This is a genomic window from Paenibacillus sp. (assembly GCF_048976745.1).
In the GTDB taxonomy this organism is placed as follows: domain Bacteria; phylum Bacillota; class Bacilli; order Paenibacillales; family Paenibacillaceae; genus Paenibacillus.
The window spans coordinates 1-23,478 of sequence record NZ_JBHGUU010000018.1 but is presented as its reverse complement, the minus strand read 5'-3'; the positions used below and the strand labels follow the sequence as shown (position 1 = coordinate 23,478).

The window sequence follows — 23,478 nt, the reverse complement described above, 5'->3', positions numbered from 1 at the left end:
ATTTTTTCTCGTCAGTATATACCATATACCGCCAAAAGTCGCTAGAAAATACGTGCTTGTTTTACTACATATTTAGGGGTGCTCGTCACTGAGGAAACAATCATTGAACACATGCTGTGAACACCCGGCTGCTTCTCACATCACTGTGCCTAATCTGTCACTCCAAGCTTCTTCATAAGCAAGTCATGACTCTCGTGGATCTCTTCTGCCTTACAGGCAGACTTCAACTCATACACCTTCACCTGTGCCCGGCGAATCATCGGCAGATAGGCATCATAGAAGTTCATATCCTTACTGTGTACATACGGGCACCAGTGATCAGAAAGACCAAGTGTCTCATGGATATGAACCCCTACAATATCATCCATCAGGCCCTGCATTTCTCCCACACTGTCATATAGGCCCATTCGGTCCATCATGATGGCATGACCCGTATCGTACCAGATGCCAACCGGAGCCCCTTTGAGAGCCGTAATGATGGTCTTGGCTTCGGCAAGGGTAGGGATCTGTTGTGGTCTGGATCTCGTCTCAATGCCAAAACGAACATCCAGACCTTTGGCTGCCGCCCGATTGCACACTTCATCCAGACTGGCGATAATTTTCTCCACATACCCTGAACTGAGAGCTTCCCGCCGCTCCATCAGCTCAGCCCATTTGCTGCGATACTTCGGTGAATCCGGACCTTCCTCGTTATAGATCTTTCCAAGGTCTTTGCTGATATCCTCAGGAAAAGGTACCTCTCCGGGGTGCACAACAACAGCTTCTCCCCCATAACGCTGGGCATATTCAGCCGACTCTACCAGCAATTCGATCGCCCGCTTACGTTTCACTTCATCTTCGAAGCCAAGTAAGATGGAATCCGTACCATAATCGGGATCAGGGTCATGTGGAAAGGTGTTGTGGACACTAGAAATGCCGATCTCCCCACGCTCAATCATGGGCTCGATCGTCGTGAGCATCTCCTTCGTCACATTATAATTGAGCTCCACCCGACGAAAGCCGAGATCCGCAATCTCCCGAATCATATCTTCCCCGACATCATGTTTTCGGATATTCCAGCATGTCGAGAATGAGTATTCTCCCTTATCTATGTGCTGCATCTGTTTTCCTTCTCCTCCCTTTGGCTAGGCTTTTTATATCTGCCTTAACTCAACCTTTTACGGCGCCAAGCATTGCACCACTGACAAAATACTTTTGCAGCCACGGATAGACGAGTAGAATCGGAACGGTTGCAAAAATAACGGTCGCAGCCTTGAGACTCTCTGGAGTTAATGGTGTACGGTTAGCACCCTCCATCTGAGTAAGCTCGCTGACCATATTGTTCTGTACCATTTGGAATAACTTCAGTTGAAGCGGGTACAGCTTCGGATCATTAATATACATCAGGGAATCCTGGAACCCATTCCAGCGTCCAACCGCATAGAATAGCGCTAACGTAGCCAGTACAGGCATGGATAATGGCAGTATGATTTTGAAGAGCGTGTGTACATGTGAGCTGCCGTCAATCTCAGCCGATTCTTCCAGACTTTCAGGAATACCTCTGAAAAATGAGATCAGGATAATCAGATTAAATGGACTGACCAGTCCAGGCAGAATCAGTGCCCACACTGAATTAAGCAAGTTCAGGTCACGAATGAGCAAATACTCAGGAATGATCCCGCCACTGAAGAACATCGTAATGATGATGACATACATGAAGAGCTTGCGCCCTTTCAATTTTTTCTTGGTTAACGGGTATGCAGCTGCCAGTGTGAACACCATGCACAGGACAGTAGTAGCAATGGTCAGAACAGTCGTGTATCCCAGTGAATAGATCATAGACTGATCAGAGAACACCTGAATATACGCATCCCAATTGAATTCTTTAGGGAATATGGTTACTTCACCTGACGTAATCGCACGGTTAGAGCTGAATGATATCGCGATTGTATGCAGAAATGGAGCCAGACAGAATATAACAAACAAGGTGATAAAGGAGATATTAACGATATCGAAAATCCGGTTTGAGGTGCGTTCACTCATATGCGCACAGCTCCTTTACTGATGGTCTATACAAACAAGCCGATTGGCGTCTCTTGCGTTCATCTACAACCTACAAAATACCTTCACCGGTTGTTTTCTTCGAAATATAGTTGGAGCCTAGTACGAATACAAGTCCTACTACGGCCTGGAACAGTCCAACGACAGTTGCCAGCGTGTATTGTCCTGATTCAAGACCAACTCTGTATACAAAGGTACTGAGTACATCGGAATATTCACGCACGGCCGTATTACCAATGATATAAGGCCGATCAAAACCGATGCTGACCATATGTCCAAGATTAAGAATGAGCAGGGTCACAATGGTTGGTTTGATACTTGGCAATGTAATATGCCAGATTCTCTTCAGCCGCGATGCTCCATCGATCTCAGCTGCTTCAAATAATTCCTTGTTGACGCCGGTTAATGCGGCCAGATATAGAATGGTTCCCCATCCGGCACTTTGCCAGACACCTGTGAACAGGTACGTCACAAGCCATGGATTTTTTTCTGTCAAAAATGGTATTGAATTTAAGCCCATACTCTCCAGTACACCGTTAACCATACCGGATTGATTACCGAACAATTGGTATACAATTCCCCCGATGATTACCCATGAGATAAAGTGAGGAATGTACAGAATGGTCTGTGATATTTTTTTAAACCATTTGAATCGAACTTCATAGAGCATGATCGCCAAAATAATAGGAGCTGGAAATGAAACGACCAAATCCAGAAAATTCAGCATAAAGGTGTTGCGCAATGTGGTGTAGAAGTCCCGCATTCCAAACACTTCACGAAATGCATCAAAACCGATCCACTCACTGCCACTGATTCCCTGGAACAGGTTAAAGTCCTTAAAGGCGATCTGTACACCGTACATCGGTCCATAACGAAAGATTAAAAAGTAGATAATGGGAAGTGAAATTAGCGCGTACAATTGCCAATATCTCTTCAAGTATGTGGTGGTCAAGTCGGTTTCCTCCTATCAACTAAGAAACGGCTGTGCCGCCAAGCCGGCGGCACACGTCCCTTCCAAAGTTATACGGTAACATGCTTATCTGTCTTTGATCATGAAGTGTAGAACTACTTAGTTTGCAGGAAGTGCCTGAACCGCTTCTTCAAGTTCTTTTTTCAGTTCAGTACCACCAAGCGACATGAAATCAGCCATTTCTTTCTCATACACCGCATCGAAATCTGCTGGCTTAGCCATCGCTGTTTTTACGATAATGACGTTTAATTTATCTTTGAGCGCTGTGCTGTACTTCATCTCTGCTTCAATCGGTTTATCAAAGATAATCGGTCCCACTGTATCGGTGTTGGCAATATCAATGGATTGTTTCAGGAGCTCCTGGTTATTCTGCGGGAAGCCCAGAATCCATGCTTTTTCATTCGTTGCCTGATCACCAATGTTTTTACCGTTGGAGATAATGGCTGTATCCCCTGCATTGAACAGGCGATCCTGCGCTTCTTGAGATGCATCTTCCTTCACCACCGGAATGCCGTCTACCAGATCATAGTTCTCGCCTTCCACACCACTGTAGATATCAATCAGATTGTTGTCAGATGCCATCCAGTCGAGATATTTGATCGCTTCGACAGAACGTTTGCTGCTCTTCGGAATCATAATGTACATACCATTTGTTCCGTAGCGTGACTTGATGTGTTTGTTGTCAGCATTAGGGTTAGTGTATACATCAACCGGCAACACTTCGCTGCCACTCACATTTTTACGCAAATTATCCAGTGTACCATCCCCGTAGAACATGGCATCCACATCTTCAGACCAGTAACCTACGTTACCGTTTTGAATGTCTTTACCTAACTGCGTTTTGTCTTCATCCAAACTGAAATCTTTGCTGATCAAACCTTCGTTGTACAGTTTGTTCAGGAACTGCATCGATTCTTTGAATCCTTCATGCAGCGGCAACTCATACCGTTGACCATAAGTCAGGTCGCCACTAACCGGCTTAATGAATGAGTAGATGAGCGTTTCGAATTGAGCCGGTGCAAGAGCCATACCCATTGGGATGTTTTTGCTTCCAAGACCGCCAGGATCTTTATCCTTGAACGCTTTTAAAGTTGTATATAATTCATCTGTAGTTTTCGGTGCTGGCAATCCCAGCTTATCGAGCCAATCCTGACGAATGTAAGAGCTGTATCTGCCTGTGATAGCACGTTTACCCGGAACAGCAAACTGTTGTCCTTCCACTTGCCCGAACTTCAGAGTATCTTCGCCCAGGAACTTCTTCAGGTTTGGACCGTACTGATCAATCAACTCTCCAACATCAGTCAATCCACCTTGTTGGGCATACCGATAAAACACGCTTGAGTCATAAACAAAGACAATATCAGGGACATCTGTATTACTAGCCATCAGGACGTTCAGCTTGGTAACTTCCTCAGAACGCTGAACGGGTACAAACTGTACATCAATATTGTTGGGATCACCGAACTTCTCTTGAATCATTTTAGATAGATAGTTGTTCGTAATTGTGTACGGTGAAGGACTGTTACCACGGTCGAAAATCTCCACCTTTAAGGTAACGCGCTCGCCATTTCCTGATGTTCCGCCTTCAGCTGTTTCTTCTGATGCTGATGAGCATCCCGCAAGTAAAGAAACGCCCATTACCATCGTAAGCGCCAAACCCATCCATTTCTTCAGACTCCCTTTGGTTGCTTTTCTTGTCATTTTGTCATCCCCTTTGGCTTTGCGTGAATGTTTAAAGCTTGCCCAGAGTATTTCACATTTTTCCGTTATCCTGCAATAAACCACTTTCGGAAGCGCTTTCAAACGGATTATGGTTTATATGCTAAGCCCATTTTCGCAGACTGATTATTTTCCCAAAGCGGCGCTACCCTAGGCTTTGAAGGCTCTTGAGGCCTCACAACTCGGGAATGCCTGTCCCCATTCGGATAAACTATTTTCACACACTGCCTATATTCGTAAACAGAGAAAAAACAGGAATATACGCCTGCTATCCTGCGAAAACAGTTGCATCGATCTCGGGCAGCAGAGAACGGCTCAACGAAAACAGGGCGAACCTCTGCAAGCCTGCTCTCCTCATGGAAAGTGACTGCATGAAATTCACCCTATGTTATCCTGATGTACAGATCTCAGAATATGATCATCATTGCGTTACTCTTCGGGTTCTCGATGTTCACGTTTCAATCGACGATAATCTCCTGGTGTAATACCCGTTATCCGTTTAAATACACGTCCTAATGTAATTCCATTCGCATACCCAACCTTCAGGGCAATATCCTGCAAAGAGTAATCGGTATTGAGCAGAAGCTGCTCCGTCTCCTTCATGCGAAGCTCTGTTACAAAATCAACAAACTTCATATTGAATTCTGTCTTGAACAAATAACTCGCATGTTTGCCCGTAATCTGGAATCGGTCGCTCAGATGTTTCAATGAAAGATCCGGATTGGCAAACTGTTCTTCGATATAATTTTTCATTTCGTTGACCATGGCTTTATAACTCTTGGTTTCCGTTACGGCCACATACGTTCTGAACAAGTCTGTCAGACCATCAAACAAAAGAGTTTTCACATCCGTAAGCGTCTCTGCCTCTTCTACAGCACTTAACCATCTGTTGATGTTTTCTTCGGACAGCTCTTCCTGAAGCCCTTCCGACATCATGGCTACCTCTCGGCTGAGCATCTGCAGCATGGCCTGAATCAGAGAACGAATCTCGTCATCCGGCAGTTTGTTCTGTTCAAATGCTGTAAAGATCTCCTCCAACTGTTCCCGCCACTGTCCACTCGACATTCGGAACCGCTTAACAAAGTCCGCAATCATCTGCAGATAGGTATAGGTATCCAGCAAAGGATGCTGCGGTTCACCGCAGTCGGCTTGTCCAACATCTCCATTCATCAACAGTTTGCGTTGCATTACCGCTTCTGCGGCCGCATAGGAATCTCGTATTGCACCAATTCCCTGAGCAATAGGTCCAATACCGAAACTTAAGGAAATGCGTAGATTTTGTTCTACCCAGGATTTGCATTCCTCGGCTACAACACGAATCTGCCCAGACATGTCCAGGTTACTATCACTCTGTTCTTTGAACACAAACAGGATTGCAATTCGATCTACACTAATCCATTCCGTCCAGCATTGTACTCCCGTATTACGTGACAGCTCTTGCAAAACGTTCATCAAGGCAAACTTCAGCGTATTTTGCTCACCTCTTGTGTACCTCTCCTGAAATCCCTTTTCATAACGGTTAATCTCTCCAACAACAACCACAAAGCGTGATGATTCATGCACGTCATTCAGTGGAGAGAACTCTCTTAATTGCTCTTCTGCATTTTCGATGTGCTCCCCATGCAACAGGGCAATGAACAACTTGCTGCGCTGCATGAGTACATTTTCCCTGCTTTTCTTATCATAATCCATCATATGATTAATCAGATTCTCAAGCACACCATCAATCATCTTCATCTCATCCGTCCGAGCACCCGAGTGTTCAAACGCCCGAATCTGATGAGACTCAATCCGGTTCATGATGATCTGAATGGGTTTATAGTTACGGCGAGTAATGTACACGATATACACAATCGCACAGATGACAGTCACAATAGCAATGATTACCCATACATAAGACACGACAGATACCCAGCCAAATAAGTTACCGGCTTTAATTCCACTGGATATGGTCCAGCCCAGTCTTTCTAGCGGTAGCCTATTCAGCTCCTGACCGTCTATCGAGCCCTCTTGGTCCGAGTGTGCATTATACACAACCTTACCGTCCCGATCCGTAATCGTCAGGAATGAGAGCTGACCATTAACCATACTATCTACACTCTGTTCAATGCTGCTCATCTTGATATTAATGACCAATGTACCCTGAGAGCCAAAAGGCAAAGGCATGTCCTTGTTCACGGTTAATACGCGAATAGGAGTACGTTGAACAGACTCCGTATCGAATTCCCGGACCGGCTGCCAGCCTGAACCAATAGAACCGGTACCCATCTGATCAATCCATGCCTTATCCAAGAAGCTTTCCGCTTCTCTGGAACCACTTACAGTCAAAACATGTTTATTTCGCTTGTCATATAGATAGATGGATTGAATCCATGAGGACGAATTGGTTAGCTCTCGTAAGTTCTGCGCAATTGCATACACTGTGTCCGAGCTGGTCTGGTTTGTGTTATTAAAATAGAGTCTGTATGCCTGCTGACTCTGTACTGTCTCCAGGATGGATAGTTCAATATCCCTGATTGTGCGATCCACCGTGTCTATCATATAACTGGAGGAGATCCGGTCTGCTTTTTTTGTTTCCTCTTTAGAGATGTCATTGATGAAAACAAACGCGATGAAAATGAGTATGGTCACCGTAAGAAAAAAAATTGGGAAGTACGAGAACAATAACCGGTAGTACCAATTACGAGACAATAGACCCCACTCCTCACTCCACGATGCCAATGTTCTCAGCCGTGGTTCTACTGTTCAGCATCCATCTCACCTTAGGGGCTGAATACTATATGATAACGCTATCATAACTGATTTTATGTTATTATAGCACAAGCCTCTGACCAGCAAAGCAAGAATTGAATTCAAAGAGCCAAAACAAAAAAACCGTGCTGAGCAGACAACAACTCAGACACGGAACAGTTCATCTGGCAGCACCGTTATATTCTCGATGCTCTAAATGCCAGAATCCTTAAACAATGTGGCCATGGAACCACCATCCACAATAATGCGTATGGCGCGGGCCAGCATTGGCGCAACAGGTAACACTTTGAAGCATTCAGGGTGGTCATCTGGCAGTGCAATCGAGTCCGTAACTACCACCTCTTCAATTGACGGGTGATTCAACTTACTTACTGCCCCATCCGAGAACAATCCGTGTGTCGCACATACATATACATTTTTAGATCCACGTTCCTTCAACCCTTCCACAACATTCAGAATGGTTGTTCCGGTGTCGATCAGATCCTCAATAATAATAGGTGTCCGTCCTTCTACATCACCAATGACATGGGTGATCACCGATTCATTATGGCTTGGACGTTTCTTGATCATAATGGCAAATGGAGAATCCAGGCGGTTCGCCAGCTTCTCTGCCATCGAGGCTCGCCCCGCATCCGGGGAGACTACAACAGGGTTCTCAATCCCTTTGCTTAACAGATAATCACTGATCAGGTCCAGTGATGTCATATGATCAACCGGAATATTGAAGAACCCCTGAATGGCCGCTGCGTGCAGGTCGATTGTTACCACTCGATTGGCACCAGCCGTAGTTAATACATCTGCTACCATCTTGGCTGAGATCGGCTCCCGTGGAGCGGATTTGCGCTCCTGACGAGCATACCCATAATACGGAACAATAATGTTCACCGTGCGCGCAGAAGCTCTTTTCGCGGCATCAATCATCACAAGCAGCTCAACAAACAGCTCATTGATCGGATGAGACAACGACTGTACCAGAAACACATCACAATTACGGATTGTTTCTTCATAATGAACGTATATTTCTCCGCTCTTGAACCTGGACAGCTTGATCTTGCCCAGTTGTACTCCCAGCTTGTCACATACCTGTTCTGCCAGCTTAGGGTTCGATGAACCGGAAAAAATACGTAACGAATGCTGCATAATGCCCTCCCGAGGGTTGAAATCCCTATATAATCCCTTATCTAAAAGTAAGTGTTCAAAAAGACCGGTTTTCAGTACCGAGAAGATGGGATAAAGCTAGAAATGGAGTAGCGGAGCGTAGGAGGGAACTACGTGAGCAACCACAATGTTTCCAGAGGAAACATACTTCGTAAGCATCCACCTATTTCGGCTGAATTCCATATTCGATGCTGATGATGCCTTTAGGCATCCTGCGTAATCAAAAGCGGACTTTTTGAACTACCTTTAAAAGGTTATTTCCTACCCTCATTATACTCTACTGGCTTATACATTTAAAGGAATGAACGAGCGATGTCGGCCTTCAAAAACAGCAACTTCGGTACAGCCCAACTCATGTAAAAGTGCTTCAGCTTCAGGCAAATAATCACCCAACTTCAGTGGGTCATGTGCATCAGAACCCATGGTTAACGGAATGCCCAATCGAATGGCTTCCGTCAACATTCTGCGACTAGGGAACATCTCGGCACAAGGCTTCGATAACCCTGAAGCATTCAGCTCCATGGCGCAGCCACTTTTGGCAATAGCCTGCAGCGCTGCGTTCTCCAGTGAGATACGTTCATCTGTCTGCTCCGCTGAAGGAACAAAGCCAAATCGTTTAATGACATCCGTATGGCCCATAATATCGTACATGCCCGTCGCAGCTGCCTTGCTTACGGCATCATAGTACTGACGATATACTTCAAGGATGTCTTTGCCGTCCCAGTGATGGGTCTGGCGGAAATCCGTAATGTCCCATTCCCCGAGGAAATGAACAGAGCCAATCACATAATCCCATGGATAACGCTCAATGATCGCACGGATCTCTGTTTCCCAGCCTTCAATATAGTCACCTTCCAGACCAACACGTACGTCAATCTGCCCACGGTAACGTTCTTTCAGGGAGAAACACTCCTCTACGTAACGCGGCAGTTCATCCATAGGCATCGCCATTTCCGGATAATATTGAGCCGGATCGACATGCAACAAGGGCATGTGATCGGATAATCCAATCTGGGATAGTCCGATCTCCACACCACGTTGCACGTACTCTTCCAGTTTGCCAACGGCATGTCCACACCGCTCATGGTGTGTATGATAGTCTATACGCACGTAACTCGCCTCCTAATCGCGGCGAGGCCGTTCATGACGACGGCTCAACTCTGACATAATGTCGTCGAGCGGCAGCTTGCGCTCTTGTAACAGGACGAGCAGGTGATACATCAGGTCACTGACTTCCAGACGAAGCTCGTCATTATCTTTATTTTTGGCGGCGATGATCGTTTCGGATGCTTCTTCACCAATTTTTTTCAGTATTTTATCTACACCTTTATCAAACAGATACGTTGTATATGCACCCTCTGGGCGTTCACGTTCACGCTCTGCAATCACGGATTCCAGTTCAGCCAATACCTCAAAGCGACTTTCGGAGCCGGAACTTGCCGAAGCAGATGCCGCACCCGCTTCATCCGAAGCCTTGTCTGTCGAGTTCTCTGGCAAGCCAATAATCTCATTATGGAAACATGTTACCGCACCTGTATGGCAAGCAGGACCATTCGGTTTGACCTCAACCAACAAGGTATCACCGTCACAATCATATTTCAGGGAAGTAATCGTCTGCACATTGCCAGATGTTGCCCCTTTATGCCACAGCTCTTGACGCGAGCGTGACCAGAACCAGGTTTCACCGGATTCCAGCGACAACTTCAGAGATTCGCGATTCATATAAGCCATCATCAAAACTTCCCGAGTATCCACATCCTGCACAATGGCAGGGACCAAACCGTCACTCCAACGAATGTGTTCCACAACCTGTTCCAAGGACAACTGTTCCTTGATTTCATCGCTCACTTTAGTCACGGATCTCCACCCCTTGTTCTCTCAAATGTTGTTTTAACGCCGGTACGGCGATTTCTTTGTAATGGAAAATCGTTGCGGCCAGACCTGCATCCGCTTTGCCTGTGGTGAATACATCATAGAAATGAGATTCCTTGCCCGCACCGCCCGATGCGATGACTGGTATACGCACAGATTCGGATACTGCTGCCGTCAGCTTCAGATCGAAACCGTCTTTTGTTCCGTCCGCGTCCATACTGGTTAGCAGAATCTCTCCCGCGCCCAAGCTCTCAGCCTGTTTAACCCATTCCAATGCCTTGATGCCGGAGGGTTTCCGTCCACCATGTGTATAGACCTCCCACTCGCCCCAAGCTTCGTTATACTTGGCATCGATCGCTACCACGATGCACTGCGAGCCAAAGCGACGTGCACCATCGGCAATCAACTGCGGATTAAGCACCGCGGCTGTATTCACAGCAATTTTATCTGCTCCTGCACGGAGAATCCGCTTCATGTCCTCCACCTTGGAGATGCCACCGCCTACCGTAAAAGGGATAGCGATCTCGCCAGCCGTCTGCCGCACGACTTCTTCCATCGTTTCGCGACCTTCTACCGAAGCGGAAATATCGAGAAATACCAGTTCGTCCGCGCCCTCGCGGTCATATAGTGCCGCCAGCTCTACCGGATCACCCGCATCGCGGAGATTGACGAAGTTGACGCCTTTGACGACCCGGCCGTCCTTCACGTCCAGACAGGGGATGATTCTTTTTGCCAGCATGCTACCTCTTCCTCTCTATCCGAATATCCCTTACTTATTTACCGCACGTACCGCTTCAGACAGATCGATGCTTCCCGTATACAGTGCTTTACCCACGATGGCTCCACCAACACCATCATCCGCATGACGACTCAGACGAAGCAGATCATCCATGACACTCACACCGCCGGAAGCAATAACCGTCCGTCCGCTTGCCTTGGCTAGAGACACAATCGCTTCCACATTAGGACCCTGCATCATGCCATCACGGGAAATATCCGTAAAGATAAAGGTTTCTGCCCCATACGCCGCCAATTCCTTCGCGAGTACCTCTGCCTGTACTTCGGATGTTTCAAGCCATCCGCGGGTTGCCACGTAACCATTACGAGCGTCGATACCGATTGCCACTTTGTCGCCATAACGTCCCAGTACTTCCTCTGTAAAAGCACGATCCTCAATGGCTGCTGTTCCAATAATCAGCCGGCTAACACCAAGACCCAGCAAACGCTCTACATCCGCTACTGTACGAAGTCCGCCACCCACCTGAACAGGTACGTTCACAGCCGAGGCAATGCGTCCGATCAGCTCATCGTTAACAGGATGACCTGCTTTGGCACCATCCAGATCCACCAGATGCACGTATGTACCGCCTTGTTTCTCCCAGGATAGAGCCACTTGAACCGGGTCATCGTTGTACACGGTCTCCTGATTATAATCTCCCTGCACCAGTCTTACACATTTGCCGTCCCGGATATCAATCGCCGGATATAGGATAAAAGATGACATACAAGGCCTCCTGATTATGAATTAGATTTGTACGCTTTCTATAGTTAAGAAGAGATGATGTTTACCTTTGTACAGGCGCTCCTGTCAGAGCCAGAAAGTTGCCGAGCAGGTTCATGCCAAGCTCTCCACTTTTCTCCGGGTGGAATTGCATCCCGAAGTTGGACCCTCGGCCTACAATGGCTGTCACCGGATGTCCGTAATCCGTTACCGCCAGCAGATCGTCCCTGTTTTCAGTAAGCGCATGATAGGAATGGACAAAATAGACGTGGCCTGCCTCAAGCCCCGTAAATAGCGGGTTTTCCGCGTGTAGGAACTCCAAACGGTTCCATCCCATATGTGGAACCTTCAGTTCCCCTGGTGCGAATCGCACCACTTTACCTGGCAAAATATCCAGTCCCTCATGTTCGCCATGCTCTTCACTTGAGCTGAACAACAATTGCATCCCCAGACAGATCCCGAGCAGTGGCTTGGACCCTGCAGCGGCTTCTTTCACCACCGTATCCAGCCCACTCTCCCGCAAATGAACCATCGCATCACCAAAAGCACCTACGCCTGGCAGAATGACACCATCTGCGCCAAGAATCTCCTCCCGGTCACCCGTGACCAGCGCCTCGTAGCCAAGACGTTCGACCGCTTTGCCGACGCTGTGCAGGTTACCCATACCGTAATCGACAATTGCAATCGCCATCGTCTACAGCACTCCCTTCGTGGAAGGCACACCCGTTACACGTGGATCAATCATCGTAGCTTCATCCAGTGCACGTCCCAATGCCTTAAAGATTGCTTCAATCATGTGGTGGGTGTTCTGACCATAGTGCACAATGACATGCAACGTAATCCGAGCTTCCAACGCCAATTTCCACAGGAATTCATGTACCAGTTCCGTGGAGAAACTGCCTACCTGTTGGGAAGGGTATTCTGCACGGTATTCAAAGTGAGGGCGGTTGCTCACGTCAATAATAACCTGAGCGAGTGCCTCGTCCATCGGTACAAAAACACTGGCGTAACGCTTAATACCGCGTTTGTCACCCAACGCTTCTCGCAACGTCTGTCCCAGACAGATTCCGATATCTTCAACCGTGTGATGATCATCGATATCGATATCTCCACGGGCCTGCACGTTCAGGTCGAATTGTCCATGCTTCGTGAACAGATCCAGCATATGGTTCAGGAAAGGTACATCCGTTTCAATCGTGGATTGTCCTGTTCCATCTACATTAAAGGCCAATTGGATATTGGTCTCGTTCGTTTTGCGATCAACCTCTGCTTGGCGCACTGCACCTTTGTTTTCAAGTTCCACACCATTATTTTGCTTATCCATTGTCCGATTCCGCCTTTCCTTCCTGTTCTAACCGTACAGCGATTGCACGGGCATGCCCTTCAAGACCCTCATGGCGGGCCAACTCTATAATAGCCGCTCCGTTCTGCAGCAGCGCTTCTTTACTATAATAGATCAGACTCGATTTTTTGATAAAATCATCCACATCCACTGGCGAACTGAATCGCGCAGTTCCATTCGTCGGAATAATGTGATTGGGTCCAGCAAAGTAATCCCCTACCGGCTCCGAGCTGTATGGGCCGAGGAAGATCGCTCCGGCATTCTCGATCCGGCCAGCGTAAGCCATTGGCTCCTGCACCATGATCTCCAGATGCTCCGGTGCGAGCCGGTTTACCACGTCGATTCCATCATCGATAGAATCGACTACAATAATTGCGCCGTACTGCTCTACCGAAGCAGCAGCGATATCCCGCCGCGGCAGCACTTCAAGCTGCCGCTGTACTTCGGCCTGCACGGCTTCCGCCAGCGTGGCCGAATTCGTGACAAGAATGGCCGATGCCATCTCGTCATGTTCCGCCTGTGACAACAGGTCGGCGGCGACATACACCGGATTCGCCGTATCATCGGCGAGCACCACAATCTCACTCGGCCCGGCGATACTGTCGATATCGACCGCACCGTACACCTCGCGCTTCGCGAGCGCCACGTAAATATTGCCCGGTCCACAGATCTTGTCGACCGGGGCAATGCTCTCCGTGCCGTAAGCGAGGGCGGCGATAGCTTGAGCGCCGCCAACCCGGTACATCTCGCTCACGCCTGCTTCCGCAGCAGCAACAAGAATGTACGGGTTAATGCCTTCGCCACCGTTCGTAGACGGCGGCGTCACGAGAACAATCTCCGGCACGCCTGCCACCTGTGCCGGAATCACATTCATCAGCACAGACGATGGATACGCTGCTTTGCCGCCAGGTACATAGACGCCGACCCGCTTCAGCGGTCGGATGACCTGGCCCAGCAGGCTGCCGTCCGGCTGCCAATCCATCCACGAGTTGCGTTTCTGTTTCTCGTGAAACGCACGAATGTTGGCGGCGGCTTGCCGAATTGCCGTCACAAAGGATGGCTCCACGGCTGCATAAGCCGCCTGCAGCTCTTCCTGCGGTACGCGCAATTCCGCGGCCGTCAGCTTCGTGCGGTCCAGCTGCTCCGTGTAACGCAGCAGTGCCGCATCACCCTCACGGCGAATGTCGCTGACAATACGCCGTACCGTTTCATTTTGCTCCGGCGTGCCGTACTCCACTTCCCGCTTCAGATCAAACTCCCGTGCAGGTACAATTTTCATGTGTACAACCTCCTTATCCCCTGTAATGCCTGCTTTTAATGGCTGATTCGATTCTGCTTTTTCTCGTTTCTTACTTCTATTGTTTCTTGATCTATCGTTTCATTCTTTTGTTATTCCATTTGTATATTTCCCGTTCCTTGCTACCTTGCAGTCCTTGCTTATCTGTAGTTATCCCCGAAAGCTTCCAGCCGATATCTCATTCGATGCCGGTATAACCTGCTGAAGTGCATCACACAAAGCCTGAATTCGTGCATTTTTCATCCGATAACTTACCCGATTGGCGATAAGACGGCTGGTGATGTCCAGAATGCCAGTCATCTCCACCAAGCCGTTCTCGCGCAGTGTCTGACCCGTCTCCACCAGATCGACGATCCGGTCTGCCAGGCCGATTAGGGGTGCAAGCTCAATGGAACCATTTAGCTTGATTACCTCAACCTGTTGCCCCTGTTCCCGGAAATACTGTGAAGCAATCCTCGGGTACTTCGTTGCAACACGTTGCTGAATGCCTGGCTTCCAGTCGGGAAGGCCAATCACAGACATACGACACTGGGCAATTCCCAGATTCAACAGTTCGTACACGTCCCGATTTTCCTCCAGCAGCACGTCTTTGCCAACAATTCCGATATCAGCAACACCGTACTCCACATACGTTGGAACATCTACTGGCTTCGCCATTATGAATTCCATTCCCGCTTCCGGTACTTCAATGACCAATCTGCGTGTATCATCCACGTCTTCTGGAATATCCAGCCCCGCTTCACGGAACAACTTGGAGGCTTTTTTATAGATTCGGCCCTTCGGCATGGCCACCTTCAGAATATCCGACATCTCAGCGTCCTCCTTCATCAGATCCGTAAGTAATCACCTGTTCAGCTTGAACGGTTGTTGCTCCAGCAGATACAGCACTTGCCCCAGCCCCGTCTTCAGGAAGAAGGAGTGTCACTACATTTTGTCCCATACTGCGTAATCTTGCCGCTTCGGTTAGTGCCTCGGCCCGACGTTTCGGGCTATATTGGATAAGTATCGGTTTTTTCTCTTCAATGGTAATGCCGTGTACGCCATCAATAATCCGGTTGGTTTTCAGTGCAAACCCTGTAGCTGGCAACGAACGCCCGAATTGTTGTAACAGGTTGTCGTAGCGCCCGCCGCTACATACCGGAGACCCCAGTTCTGCTGCATATCCTTCAAACGTCATGCCCGTATAATAGGAGAAATCACCGATCATCGTAAGATCAATCAGCACATGTTCGGATACACCGTACGCTTCCAACACTTCGAATACCGCACACAGATGTGCAATCGACTGCGCTGCTTCAGCACTTGAACTTAGCTCTACCGCATGTGTGCATACTTCCTTGCCACCGCGCAAGCGCAGGATCGCTTCAAGCTGTTCTTTCAACTTAGGCTCCAGATTTAATGCTTCAATGGACTGGCGATAGCCGACATAATCACGTCCGAGCAGCCCTTCCTTCAATTGCTCCTGCTCCGCAGTTTGGCCTGGAATTACTTCTTCCAATAATCCGTTCAGGAATCCCATATGACCCATCGCTATTTTAAAAGAAGACACACCCGCTGCCTGCAAAGAGGCAATCGCTAACGCAACAACTTCTGCATCCGCCTCAGGTGAGTCATCTCCAACAAGCTCCACGCCCGTCTGGAAAAATTCAGCTTCACGCCCAGCTTCCTCTTCAATGGAACGAAATACGTTTGCATGATAGGACAGACGCAGCGGCAACTGCTCATCTTTGAGCATGGATGAAACGACGCGTGCAATCGGAGCTGTTAGGTCCGATCTTAACACCAGCGTGGTTCCCCGGCTGTTCAGCAATTTAAACAATTTGCGATCTGATGTAGAGCTTGCTACACCTACCGTGTCGTAGTATTCAATCGTTGGTGTGATGATCTGACGGTAACCCCAGCGTTCCATACATTCCAATACATTCCGCTCAATCGTCCGTAGCTTCGATACTACATGTGGTGTATAGTCGCGAAATCCGGTCGGTTTTTCAAATCCTTTTGGTTTGGACATTGGTATTATTCACCCCGAGTCAGTAATTTGAGAGTGGTACTCGTTCTATTTCAACAGGATTTATGTAGTGTAAATCCCCATGCTATCTTATAACCCTGAATCACTGTATTACTGCAAAAAGCCTTCAACTATTGATTTAGTTCGACCTTTATCACGTTTCATTTCTTCAAACGCTTTCACATGGTAAAGTGCTAACAAACTAAAGGATATGGGATATGATAACATGAAATCTGCACTACCGTCAACAATACCAAAGCTTGATTGCCCTTGTAACGACATATCGTCTGATATACACACCCTTACCCTCACCAATCGGTATTTATATACGAAAAAAGCTGCCATAAGCAGCTTTTTACTACGAATCATCTTCATTGATTCATCTTCATTCATTACTCTATTGACTTAATGCACACTCCCCTGAGAAGAATCATCCGTGTTAAAAACAGTGTCTTCCTTAGAGTCTGCCGCACGGGATAAATCACGCAGTGGATTGCCTCCAACAAAAGCTCCTGGTGCAACATCCTTATGTACGACAGCTCCAGCAGCTACAACGGCTCCATCCCCTATGGTTACACCAGGCAGAATCGTTGTATTGGCGCCAATCAGTACATTTTCCCCGATAATCACTTCACCGAGCCTGTACTCCTTAATGAGATACTCATGAGCGAGAATCGTTGTGTTGTAACCGATAACCGAGTTTTCGCCGACCGTTATTTTCTCCGGAAAAAACACATCCACCATCACCATCAGGCCAAAGGCCGTGTGTTTTCCCACCTTCATACCGAGCATTCGGCGGTAAATCCAGTTCTTCACGGATAGGATCGGGCAGTAACGTGACAACTGGATCCAGATAAAATTACGAACGCCCTTCCACGGACTCACTGTCTTGTAGATATGCCAAAGTGCATTCTGGTCCTCTACCGGATAGCGGGTTACTTTTCTCATGAACGTCCCATTTCAATACCAATGAGTTTTAACAAGTCTCTCATATCATGCAGCATATGATCGGGCCCATATCCGTTCAGGATTGTTTCCCCTTTAAGTGACCATGCAACCCCCGCCGAGAGTGCGCCCGCATTTTGAGCTGATTGGATGTCCACGGGACTGTCACCTACCATCAGCGTTTTAGCCGGATCTGAACCCAGTTCCGTCATGGCTTTCAGTACAGGCTCAGCGTGTGGCTTCGGATTCGTCACATCCGTCACGGTTACAATCGTCTTCATGTATTTCAGCAGGTCAAAACGCTCCAGTACCTTTAATGTAGATGGACGAATTTTGGTTGTGACCACCCCCATCACAATGCCCGCCTGATGCAGCGCCTCTACTACCTCAATAACGTGTGGAAAAGGTCTAACCATCGCTTCATGATGGATATCATTATAGGCGCGGTAACCTTTCACGTACTCGGAGACTTCCTCCTGTCCAGAGAAGGTACGCATCTGCTGCTCCAGTGTGCCACCCATATGCGGAATGATCTGTTCCCGTGTCCATGGAGCTGAATGCTCCCATCCCCCCATGACATGCTGGAATGAGCTGATAATCAGCTCATTGGTATCAATAATGGTTCCATCCAGATCAAACAATACCGTGTCAATCATGTTGCATTACTCCTTTTTATCATCAACTTGCTTCGGATCATCTTTGGCTGGAGGTGTTAACTTGCTCTCTTTGCCAGCAGCGGTTCCCGTATGTTCCATATCATCTGAGATAACTTTGGACGATACAATCGGATCACTATAACGAACATCTGCTTTACCTGTCACTCTTCTCACCACAATGAATACAACAGCAACAATAATAATGCCAATAGCGAGCAGTTGCGAGATTCTTACGTTGCCATAAGCAGGATCCAGATAGCCTTGTTCGAAGCCCATTGCAGTCATTGGAGACCACAGCCCGTTCACTAATGAAGCAACCCATTGTGGAGCCTGGAAGCCAAGACTGTCCGTACGCAAAGCTTCAATGAAGAAACGACCGATAGAGTACCAAATGAAATAAGACATGAACAGTTCACCTGAACGCAGAAACCTCTGACGACGCAGAATCAGCAGCAAGATCAGACCCGCGAGACTCCATATCGATTCATACAAAAAAGCAGGATGGTGGAATACGCCTTCAACGTTCATTTGATTCACAATAAAGTCCGGCAGATGAAGCTTGTCTCTCAAAAATGATTCTTCCACAGGACCGCCGTACGCTTCCTGATTCACAAAGTTCCCCCAGCGTCCGATCATCTGTCCAACGATCAGTCCAGGCGCACAGATATCGGCCATACGCCAGAAGTTATACCCTTTACGACGGAAGAAAATAACTGCACAGATGATTGCACCAATAAGGGCACCATAGATGGCAATACCGCCATTCCATATTTTAAAGACATCCCAGAAATTATCCTTATAATCTTCCCACTTAAATGCGACATAGTAGATGCGGGCACCAATGATGGCAGAAGGTACACCCAGCAGGACCATGTCCATGAACACTTCCTGTGGAATATTGTAGCGTTTGCCCTCGCGGATCACGAGCAGGAGTCCTATAAGTGCCGCGGCACCAAGAATAAGCCCGTACCAGTGAACCTTTAACGCTCCAATAGAGAACGCAATCGGGTTCAACAGTAATAATGTATCCATTCATTCACACTCCTATTTATTCGATCAATCGCACGCATGACGAATGGTTGGCATGCCCTGCGCCTTAAGAGAAGCAGTACATGTCAACCATTTATCTTCATTACCTTGTATACAATATTTCTTAATCCATGTCTTCCATATCTTCCGAGATGGTTGCGGTCAGCTTGTTTGTGAATTGCAGTGCAGCATTAAGACCCATCTGTTTCAGACGATAGTTCATACCGGCCACTTCAATAATAACCGCCAAGTTCCGTCCCGGACGAACAGGAATCGTAACAAGAGGTACGTCCGTATCAATGATGCGTGTAGTCTCTTCATCCAGACCCAGACGATCATATTGTTTATCCTGTTGCCATGCCTCCAGACGAACAACCAGGGTAATCCGTTTGTTATTCCGAACCGCACCGGCTCCGAACAATGTCATAACGTTGATAATACCGACACCTCGAATTTCGAGCAAGTGGCGGATCAATTCAGGTGCAGTACCGTGCAGCTGAAAATCTGACGTTTGGCGGATCTCTACCGCATCATCGGCAATCAGTCGGTGACCACGTTTCACCAGTTCAAGTGCTGTTTCACTCTTACCAATACCGCTGCTACCTGTGATCAGCATACCTACGCCATAGACATCACATAATACACCGTGAATGGTGGCTGTTGGTGCGAGTTTCTTTTCCAGGAATCCTGTGATCCGGCTGGATAGAATCGTTGTAGCCATGTTGCTGCGAAGTACAGCCAGATTCTGCTCTTCACTGATATCAATTAGCTCCTGCGGAACCTCCAGTCCACGCGTGACAACGATACAAGGCGTCTCTTCCGTACAAAGACGTTGCATACGATCACGCCGTTCTTGCTCGGGTAACATTGCAAAAAAGGCTAACTCCGTTCTTCCAAGTAACTGTACCCGTTCTTGTGGATGGTATTCAAAATAACCGGCCATTTCCAGACCAGGACGGTTCAGATCATCTACCGTAATGACTCTTTTTAATCCGTGAGATCCAGAAACAACCTCCAACTGAAACTGCTGCACCAATTCAGATACTTTCACTTTTTTCGCCATTTGTCTCTTCCTTTCAGCATTCGCTGTACCTCTATGTACATCAGATCGTGTATCAGTTATTTCCATTATTAGCGCATTCACAACATAGGGTACGGACGGCATACCCTTCCAACAGTCGATTCTCTCAAATATATGAAGACAGACCTTCAAATAATCTTAAATGAATTCCGGGATGAATGCAATCGCAGCAGCCCACAACTATTAGTAAGAAAAGTCTTCTGATCGAAGCCCCATTTAGAATTATCATTCGTAGTCTATCGGCTGTTTTTCTTGCGATTATTAATCCTTAACCCCATCGAAAACTTGTAAATCCAATAATCTTAAAAAAAGCCCCTTCCAGCAATAACGGAAGGGGCTCTCATTACAATGTATAATTGCGTTAACTGTCAGGTTCCTTCGTCACCGAGGAATCCCAGTAATATTAGTCTTGAAGAAGTACGTTCACTTCAGTCTCTTTGTCAAAGATATGAACCTTGTTCATGTCGATGGCCATTTTAACTGTGGAACCATCACGAGTGTTAGAACGTCCGTCTACACGTGCGATTGTTGTATCGTTACCAACACCGCTCAAGTAGAGTAGCATTTCGTGACCCAGGTTCTCTGTAACATCTACGTGTGTAGAGAATACGGAGTTCGGGGATGCTTCCAGGAATACTGGCTCTTCGTGAATGTCTTCTGGACGAACACCCAGAATTACTTCTTTGCCAATGTATCCTCTAGATTTCAACACTTGTGCTTTACCTTGCGGGATTTCAACGTCCACGCCTGGAGCAATAAAGTGAAGGTTAGCACCTTGTTCAGCCAGTTTACCCGAGATAAAGTTCATTGTCGGGGAACCGATGAAACCAGCTACGAACAGGTTAGCCGGCAGGTTATACAACTCTTCCGGAGAAGCTGCTTGTTGGATGATACCATCCTTCATAACAACGATCCGATCACCCATCGTCATCGCTTCGATCTGGTCATGCGTTACGTAGATAACCGTTGTTTCCAAACGTTTCGCAAGTTTAGTGATCTCAGCACGCATTTGACCACGCAGTTTGGCATCCAAGTTGGAGAGAGGCTCATCCATCAAGAAGACTTGTGGATCACGGACAATCGCACGTCCCAAAGCGACACGCTGACGTTGACCACCGGACAATGCCTTAGGTTTACGCTCAAGCAAATGCTCGATATCCAGGATTTTAGCTGCTTCACGTACACGTTTGTCGATCTCATCTTTTTTGACCTTACGCAATTTCAAACCAAATGCCATGTTTTGATATACGCTCATATGCGGATACAAGGCATAGGATTGGAATACCATCGCGATATCGCGGTCTTTAGGTGCAACATCATTAACGACACGGTCACCGATATAGAGTTTACCTTCAGAAATTTCCTCAAGGCCTGCGATCATACGCAGTGTTGTTGATTTACCACAACCGGACGGGCCTACCAATACCAGAAATTCTTTATCTTTAATGTCCAGGTTAATGTCAACTACAGTTGCTTTATCAGAACCCGGGTATTTTTTGAAAATATGCTCTAAACGTACTCCAGCCATGATTGTTGCCTCCTCAGAGATCATTTTGTAATCGAATACAATTTGTATTTTTATATTACCCTATCTGCATGAGGTTTGACTATTCGCAAACTGCACAAAAATATCAATGCTTTTTCGTCACTTTGTACATAAGCAACAAAAACTGCACTAGAACAGCACTTTCGAAGTGCCTTACATCGTAACCAATCTCCTGTTTGATCTTGTCCAGACGATAAACCAACGTATTACGATGAATGAAAAGCCGTTTGGCTGTCTCGCTTACATTACAGTCCAGGCTAAAAAAGGTCTCCAGCGTGGCAAGGGTCTCACTGTCATTGAAGATTAACGTATCTTTGCCTGTTTCCTGTATAAAACGTATACGTTGATCATCTGGAATACTCGCTACCAACCGCTCCAGATGCAAATCCCATGGGAGATGAATATGCTGCGTAACATGGAATGCTCTACCCAAGTGAACACTTTCTTTAAGAAGAGCCGTGACCGATACGAGTTGTTGTGCGGGAATGCATGGCAGGGATGCAGACAGATGGAATACCCCAGCCCACTCACTGGCAACCAATTCATGCAACCCCAGACAAAAAGCGTTCAGGGAATCCTTTTTGGCTTCCGTTGTATCTTCCTCGGCTTCTTCTGTAACAATTTCTTTATCACCCATAAAAATCCACTCTTGCTCCCCTAAAGGAATCAATACAATCTCCTCGCCAAAGTAACTCTCAAGCAACTTGTTGAGGTCCTTGGACCGTAAACGATGTGCATCCGGTGTATCCCCTTGCAGCAAAAACAGAATCTTCTCAGCGTTCAATCCTGCAGACACCACAAAGCGATCAGGAACCGCCTCAGATTCCTTCTTGGTTGGTTCTTCGATCTGCTCTTTAAGCCAGAGACCCAATTCAGTCAAATACTGCTCTCTATCATTCTCATATACAACAGGCTGTGTCTCATCGGGTAGTCCCGTGTTAGTGCGAATCAAAAGCTCAATAAATCTCCGTCTCTCCACAGTGATAGATCTTGCAGCGCATCCCCAACATACTACGGTCTCTTCTTTCTCATTCATCCGAACCTTAAAAAATATACGCTCTCCCGTATTCAAACTGATCACATCGGATGACCTTGGAGATGTAGATTGTTCAAATAACTCCTGACTCTCACCTTCATCACCAAAGGTCACTGAATTTTCATGAAGACCCATCAGATTAGCAACGGACTGCGTCCATTCTTCTATTGTAATTTCATATTCGTCCAAAGTTGTGCCTATAATGACTTCAATTTGCTGTTTTAGATCAGGTATGAACTTCATATAATGAACGTCACCACTCTGCATGTTTTCTATTAGTTTATCATATCTTGCACAGCATTAATAAATATCCATATTCCGTTAAAATTACATAACAAAAAAGAGCAACTAATCAAATTAATGATTAATTACTCTTTTCTTAAAGATGAGTCATGAAGGGCTCGAACCTTCGACACCCTGATTAAAAGTCAGGTGCTCTACCAACTGAGCTAATGACTCATAGAAAACTGGTGGAGGATGATGGATTCGAACCACCGAACCCGTACGGGAGCAGATTTACAGTCTGA

The 23,478-nt window shown here is 47.0% G+C and carries 22 protein-coding genes and 1 tRNA gene; all 23 read right to left on the bottom strand.

Annotated features, from left to right (window positions below):
• Nucleotides 1-149: 149 nt before the first annotated feature.
• Nucleotides 150-1,100 carry a sugar phosphate isomerase/epimerase family protein gene (locus ACE3K2_RS22550; RefSeq protein WP_421895284.1) on the bottom strand — a complete coding sequence of 317 codons (951 nt, stop codon included), beginning with the start codon at nucleotides 1,098-1,100 and terminating at the stop codon, nucleotides 150-152.
• A gap of 49 nt (nucleotides 1,101-1,149) precedes the next feature.
• On the bottom strand, nucleotides 1,150-2,022 hold the full coding sequence (locus tag ACE3K2_RS22545) for a carbohydrate ABC transporter permease (RefSeq protein ID WP_036616194.1): 873 nt from the start codon (nucleotides 2,020-2,022) through the stop codon (nucleotides 1,150-1,152).
• Nucleotides 2,023-2,092: 70 nt separating this feature from the next.
• The gene (locus ACE3K2_RS22540; protein ID WP_215078265.1) at nucleotides 2,093-2,992 is read right to left on the bottom strand and encodes an ABC transporter permease; all 900 of its coding nucleotides are present in this window, start codon (nucleotides 2,990-2,992) and stop codon (nucleotides 2,093-2,095) included.
• Between the two features lie 117 nt (nucleotides 2,993-3,109).
• Nucleotides 3,110-4,711, bottom strand: a complete 1,602-nt coding sequence (locus tag ACE3K2_RS22535) for an extracellular solute-binding protein (protein ID WP_421895279.1) — start codon at nucleotides 4,709-4,711, stop codon at nucleotides 3,110-3,112.
• A gap of 447 nt (nucleotides 4,712-5,158) precedes the next feature.
• A complete protein-coding gene (locus tag ACE3K2_RS22530; RefSeq protein WP_421895276.1) occupies nucleotides 5,159-7,420 on the bottom strand; it encodes a helix-turn-helix domain-containing protein in 2,262 nt (753 codons plus the stop codon).
• A 252-nt stretch (nucleotides 7,421-7,672) separates the two neighbouring features.
• A complete protein-coding gene (locus ACE3K2_RS22525; protein ID WP_338589873.1) occupies nucleotides 7,673-8,620 on the bottom strand; it encodes a ribose-phosphate pyrophosphokinase in 948 nt (315 codons plus the stop codon).
• Nucleotides 8,621-8,923: 303 nt separating this feature from the next.
• The gene (gene hisJ / locus ACE3K2_RS22520; RefSeq protein ID WP_421895271.1) at nucleotides 8,924-9,748 is read right to left on the bottom strand and encodes a histidinol-phosphatase HisJ; all 825 of its coding nucleotides are present in this window, start codon (nucleotides 9,746-9,748) and stop codon (nucleotides 8,924-8,926) included.
• Between the two features lie 12 nt (nucleotides 9,749-9,760).
• Nucleotides 9,761-10,495: a bifunctional phosphoribosyl-AMP cyclohydrolase/phosphoribosyl-ATP diphosphatase HisIE gene (gene hisIE / locus ACE3K2_RS22515; protein ID WP_421895268.1), complete on the bottom strand. Its 735-nt coding sequence runs from the start codon at nucleotides 10,493-10,495 to the stop codon at nucleotides 9,761-9,763.
• Nucleotides 10,488-11,249, bottom strand: coding sequence for an imidazole glycerol phosphate synthase subunit HisF (gene hisF / locus ACE3K2_RS22510; protein WP_017691268.1), 762 nt, complete (start codon nucleotides 11,247-11,249; stop codon nucleotides 10,488-10,490). Before hisF ends, hisIE begins: the two co-directional genes overlap by 8 nt.
• A 30-nt stretch (nucleotides 11,250-11,279) precedes the next feature.
• Entirely contained in the window at nucleotides 11,280-12,014 is a 735-nt protein-coding gene (hisA, locus tag ACE3K2_RS22505) for a 1-(5-phosphoribosyl)-5-[(5-phosphoribosylamino)methylideneamino]imidazole-4-carboxamide isomerase (protein ID WP_047841450.1), read from the bottom strand.
• Between the two features lie 61 nt (nucleotides 12,015-12,075).
• Nucleotides 12,076-12,702: an imidazole glycerol phosphate synthase subunit HisH gene (hisH, locus tag ACE3K2_RS22500; protein ID WP_421895263.1), complete on the bottom strand. Its 627-nt coding sequence runs from the start codon at nucleotides 12,700-12,702 to the stop codon at nucleotides 12,076-12,078.
• A 3-nt stretch (nucleotides 12,703-12,705) separates the two neighbouring features.
• Nucleotides 12,706-13,335, bottom strand: coding sequence for an imidazoleglycerol-phosphate dehydratase HisB (hisB, locus tag ACE3K2_RS22495; protein WP_036674766.1), 630 nt, complete (start codon nucleotides 13,333-13,335; stop codon nucleotides 12,706-12,708).
• The gene (hisD, locus tag ACE3K2_RS22490; RefSeq protein WP_421895259.1) at nucleotides 13,328-14,632 is read right to left on the bottom strand and encodes a histidinol dehydrogenase; all 1,305 of its coding nucleotides are present in this window, start codon (nucleotides 14,630-14,632) and stop codon (nucleotides 13,328-13,330) included. The genes hisB and hisD overlap by 8 nt, the downstream gene beginning before the upstream one ends.
• A 168-nt stretch (nucleotides 14,633-14,800) precedes the next feature.
• Nucleotides 14,801-15,460, bottom strand: a complete 660-nt coding sequence (gene hisG / locus ACE3K2_RS22485) for an ATP phosphoribosyltransferase (RefSeq protein ID WP_076333453.1) — start codon at nucleotides 15,458-15,460, stop codon at nucleotides 14,801-14,803.
• Nucleotide 15,461: 1 nt separating this feature from the next.
• A complete protein-coding gene (locus tag ACE3K2_RS22480; RefSeq protein WP_421895255.1) occupies nucleotides 15,462-16,661 on the bottom strand; it encodes an ATP phosphoribosyltransferase regulatory subunit in 1,200 nt (399 codons plus the stop codon).
• Nucleotides 16,662-16,769: 108 nt separating this feature from the next.
• Entirely contained in the window at nucleotides 16,770-17,033 is a 264-nt protein-coding gene (locus tag ACE3K2_RS22475; RefSeq protein ID WP_421895253.1) for a hypothetical protein, read from the bottom strand.
• 30 nt (nucleotides 17,034-17,063) lie between these two features.
• Nucleotides 17,064-17,606, bottom strand: coding sequence for an acyltransferase (locus tag ACE3K2_RS22470; protein ID WP_421895250.1), 543 nt, complete (start codon nucleotides 17,604-17,606; stop codon nucleotides 17,064-17,066).
• The gene (gene ppaX, locus ACE3K2_RS22465) at nucleotides 17,603-18,259 is read right to left on the bottom strand and encodes a pyrophosphatase PpaX (protein ID WP_421895247.1); all 657 of its coding nucleotides are present in this window, start codon (nucleotides 18,257-18,259) and stop codon (nucleotides 17,603-17,605) included. The genes ACE3K2_RS22470 and ppaX overlap by 4 nt, the downstream gene beginning before the upstream one ends.
• Before the next feature lie 6 nt (nucleotides 18,260-18,265).
• Nucleotides 18,266-19,291: a prolipoprotein diacylglyceryl transferase gene (lgt, locus tag ACE3K2_RS22460; RefSeq protein ID WP_421895244.1), complete on the bottom strand. Its 1,026-nt coding sequence runs from the start codon at nucleotides 19,289-19,291 to the stop codon at nucleotides 18,266-18,268.
• Between the two features lie 121 nt (nucleotides 19,292-19,412).
• Nucleotides 19,413-20,351 carry an HPr(Ser) kinase/phosphatase gene (gene hprK / locus ACE3K2_RS22455; RefSeq protein ID WP_017691278.1) on the bottom strand — a complete coding sequence of 313 codons (939 nt, stop codon included), beginning with the start codon at nucleotides 20,349-20,351 and terminating at the stop codon, nucleotides 19,413-19,415.
• Between the two features lie 421 nt (nucleotides 20,352-20,772).
• A complete protein-coding gene (locus tag ACE3K2_RS22450; protein WP_124118337.1) occupies nucleotides 20,773-21,897 on the bottom strand; it encodes an ABC transporter ATP-binding protein in 1,125 nt (374 codons plus the stop codon).
• A gap of 103 nt (nucleotides 21,898-22,000) precedes the next feature.
• On the bottom strand, nucleotides 22,001-23,194 hold the full coding sequence (locus ACE3K2_RS22445) for a PucR family transcriptional regulator (protein ID WP_421895239.1): 1,194 nt from the start codon (nucleotides 23,192-23,194) through the stop codon (nucleotides 22,001-22,003).
• A gap of 143 nt (nucleotides 23,195-23,337) precedes the next feature.
• Nucleotides 23,338-23,410 (bottom strand) — tRNA-Lys (locus ACE3K2_RS22440).
• Nucleotides 23,411-23,478: the final 68 nt, after the last annotated feature.

What these genes read in the sequence shown, in the direction of transcription:
- hisF (WP_017691268.1), bottom strand. Translation starts at nt 11,249, where the DNA reads ATGCTGGCAAAAAGAATCATCCCCTGTCTGGACGTGAAGGACGGCCGG.
- lgt (WP_421895244.1), bottom strand. Translation starts at nt 19,291, where the DNA reads ATGGATACATTATTACTGTTGAACCCGATTGCGTTCTCTATTGGAGCG.
- hisB (WP_036674766.1), bottom strand. Translation starts at nt 13,335, where the DNA reads ATGGATAAGCAAAATAATGGTGTGGAACTTGAAAACAAAGGTGCAGTG.
- ACE3K2_RS22545 (WP_036616194.1), bottom strand. Translation starts at nt 2,022, where the DNA reads ATGAGTGAACGCACCTCAAACCGGATTTTCGATATCGTTAATATCTCC.
- ACE3K2_RS22550 (WP_421895284.1), bottom strand. Translation starts at nt 1,100, where the DNA reads ATGCAGCACATAGATAAGGGAGAATACTCATTCTCGACATGCTGGAAT.
- hisG (WP_076333453.1), bottom strand. Translation starts at nt 15,460, where the DNA reads ATGTCGGATATTCTGAAGGTGGCCATGCCGAAGGGCCGAATCTATAAA.
- hisA (WP_047841450.1), bottom strand. Translation starts at nt 12,014, where the DNA reads ATGTCATCTTTTATCCTATATCCGGCGATTGATATCCGGGACGGCAAA.
- ACE3K2_RS22525 (WP_338589873.1), bottom strand. Translation starts at nt 8,620, where the DNA reads ATGCAGCATTCGTTACGTATTTTTTCCGGTTCATCGAACCCTAAGCTG.
- ACE3K2_RS22450 (WP_124118337.1), bottom strand. Translation starts at nt 21,897, where the DNA reads ATGGCTGGAGTACGTTTAGAGCATATTTTCAAAAAATACCCGGGTTCT.
- hprK (WP_017691278.1), bottom strand. Translation starts at nt 20,351, where the DNA reads ATGGCGAAAAAAGTGAAAGTATCTGAATTGGTGCAGCAGTTTCAGTTG.
- ACE3K2_RS22475 (WP_421895253.1), bottom strand. Translation starts at nt 17,033, where the DNA reads ATGAAGATGATTCGTAGTAAAAAGCTGCTTATGGCAGCTTTTTTCGTA.
- hisD (WP_421895259.1), bottom strand. Translation starts at nt 14,632, where the DNA reads ATGAAAATTGTACCTGCACGGGAGTTTGATCTGAAGCGGGAAGTGGAG.
- ACE3K2_RS22535 (WP_421895279.1), bottom strand. Translation starts at nt 4,711, where the DNA reads ATGACAAGAAAAGCAACCAAAGGGAGTCTGAAGAAATGGATGGGTTTG.
- ACE3K2_RS22470 (WP_421895250.1), bottom strand. Translation starts at nt 17,606, where the DNA reads ATGAGAAAAGTAACCCGCTATCCGGTAGAGGACCAGAATGCACTTTGG.
- ACE3K2_RS22445 (WP_421895239.1), bottom strand. Translation starts at nt 23,194, where the DNA reads ATGAAGTTCATACCTGATCTAAAACAGCAAATTGAAGTCATTATAGGC.
- hisH (WP_421895263.1), bottom strand. Translation starts at nt 12,702, where the DNA reads ATGGCGATTGCAATTGTCGATTACGGTATGGGTAACCTGCACAGCGTC.
- ACE3K2_RS22480 (WP_421895255.1), bottom strand. Translation starts at nt 16,661, where the DNA reads ATGTCCAAACCAAAAGGATTTGAAAAACCGACCGGATTTCGCGACTAT.
- ppaX (WP_421895247.1), bottom strand. Translation starts at nt 18,259, where the DNA reads ATGATTGACACGGTATTGTTTGATCTGGATGGAACCATTATTGATACC.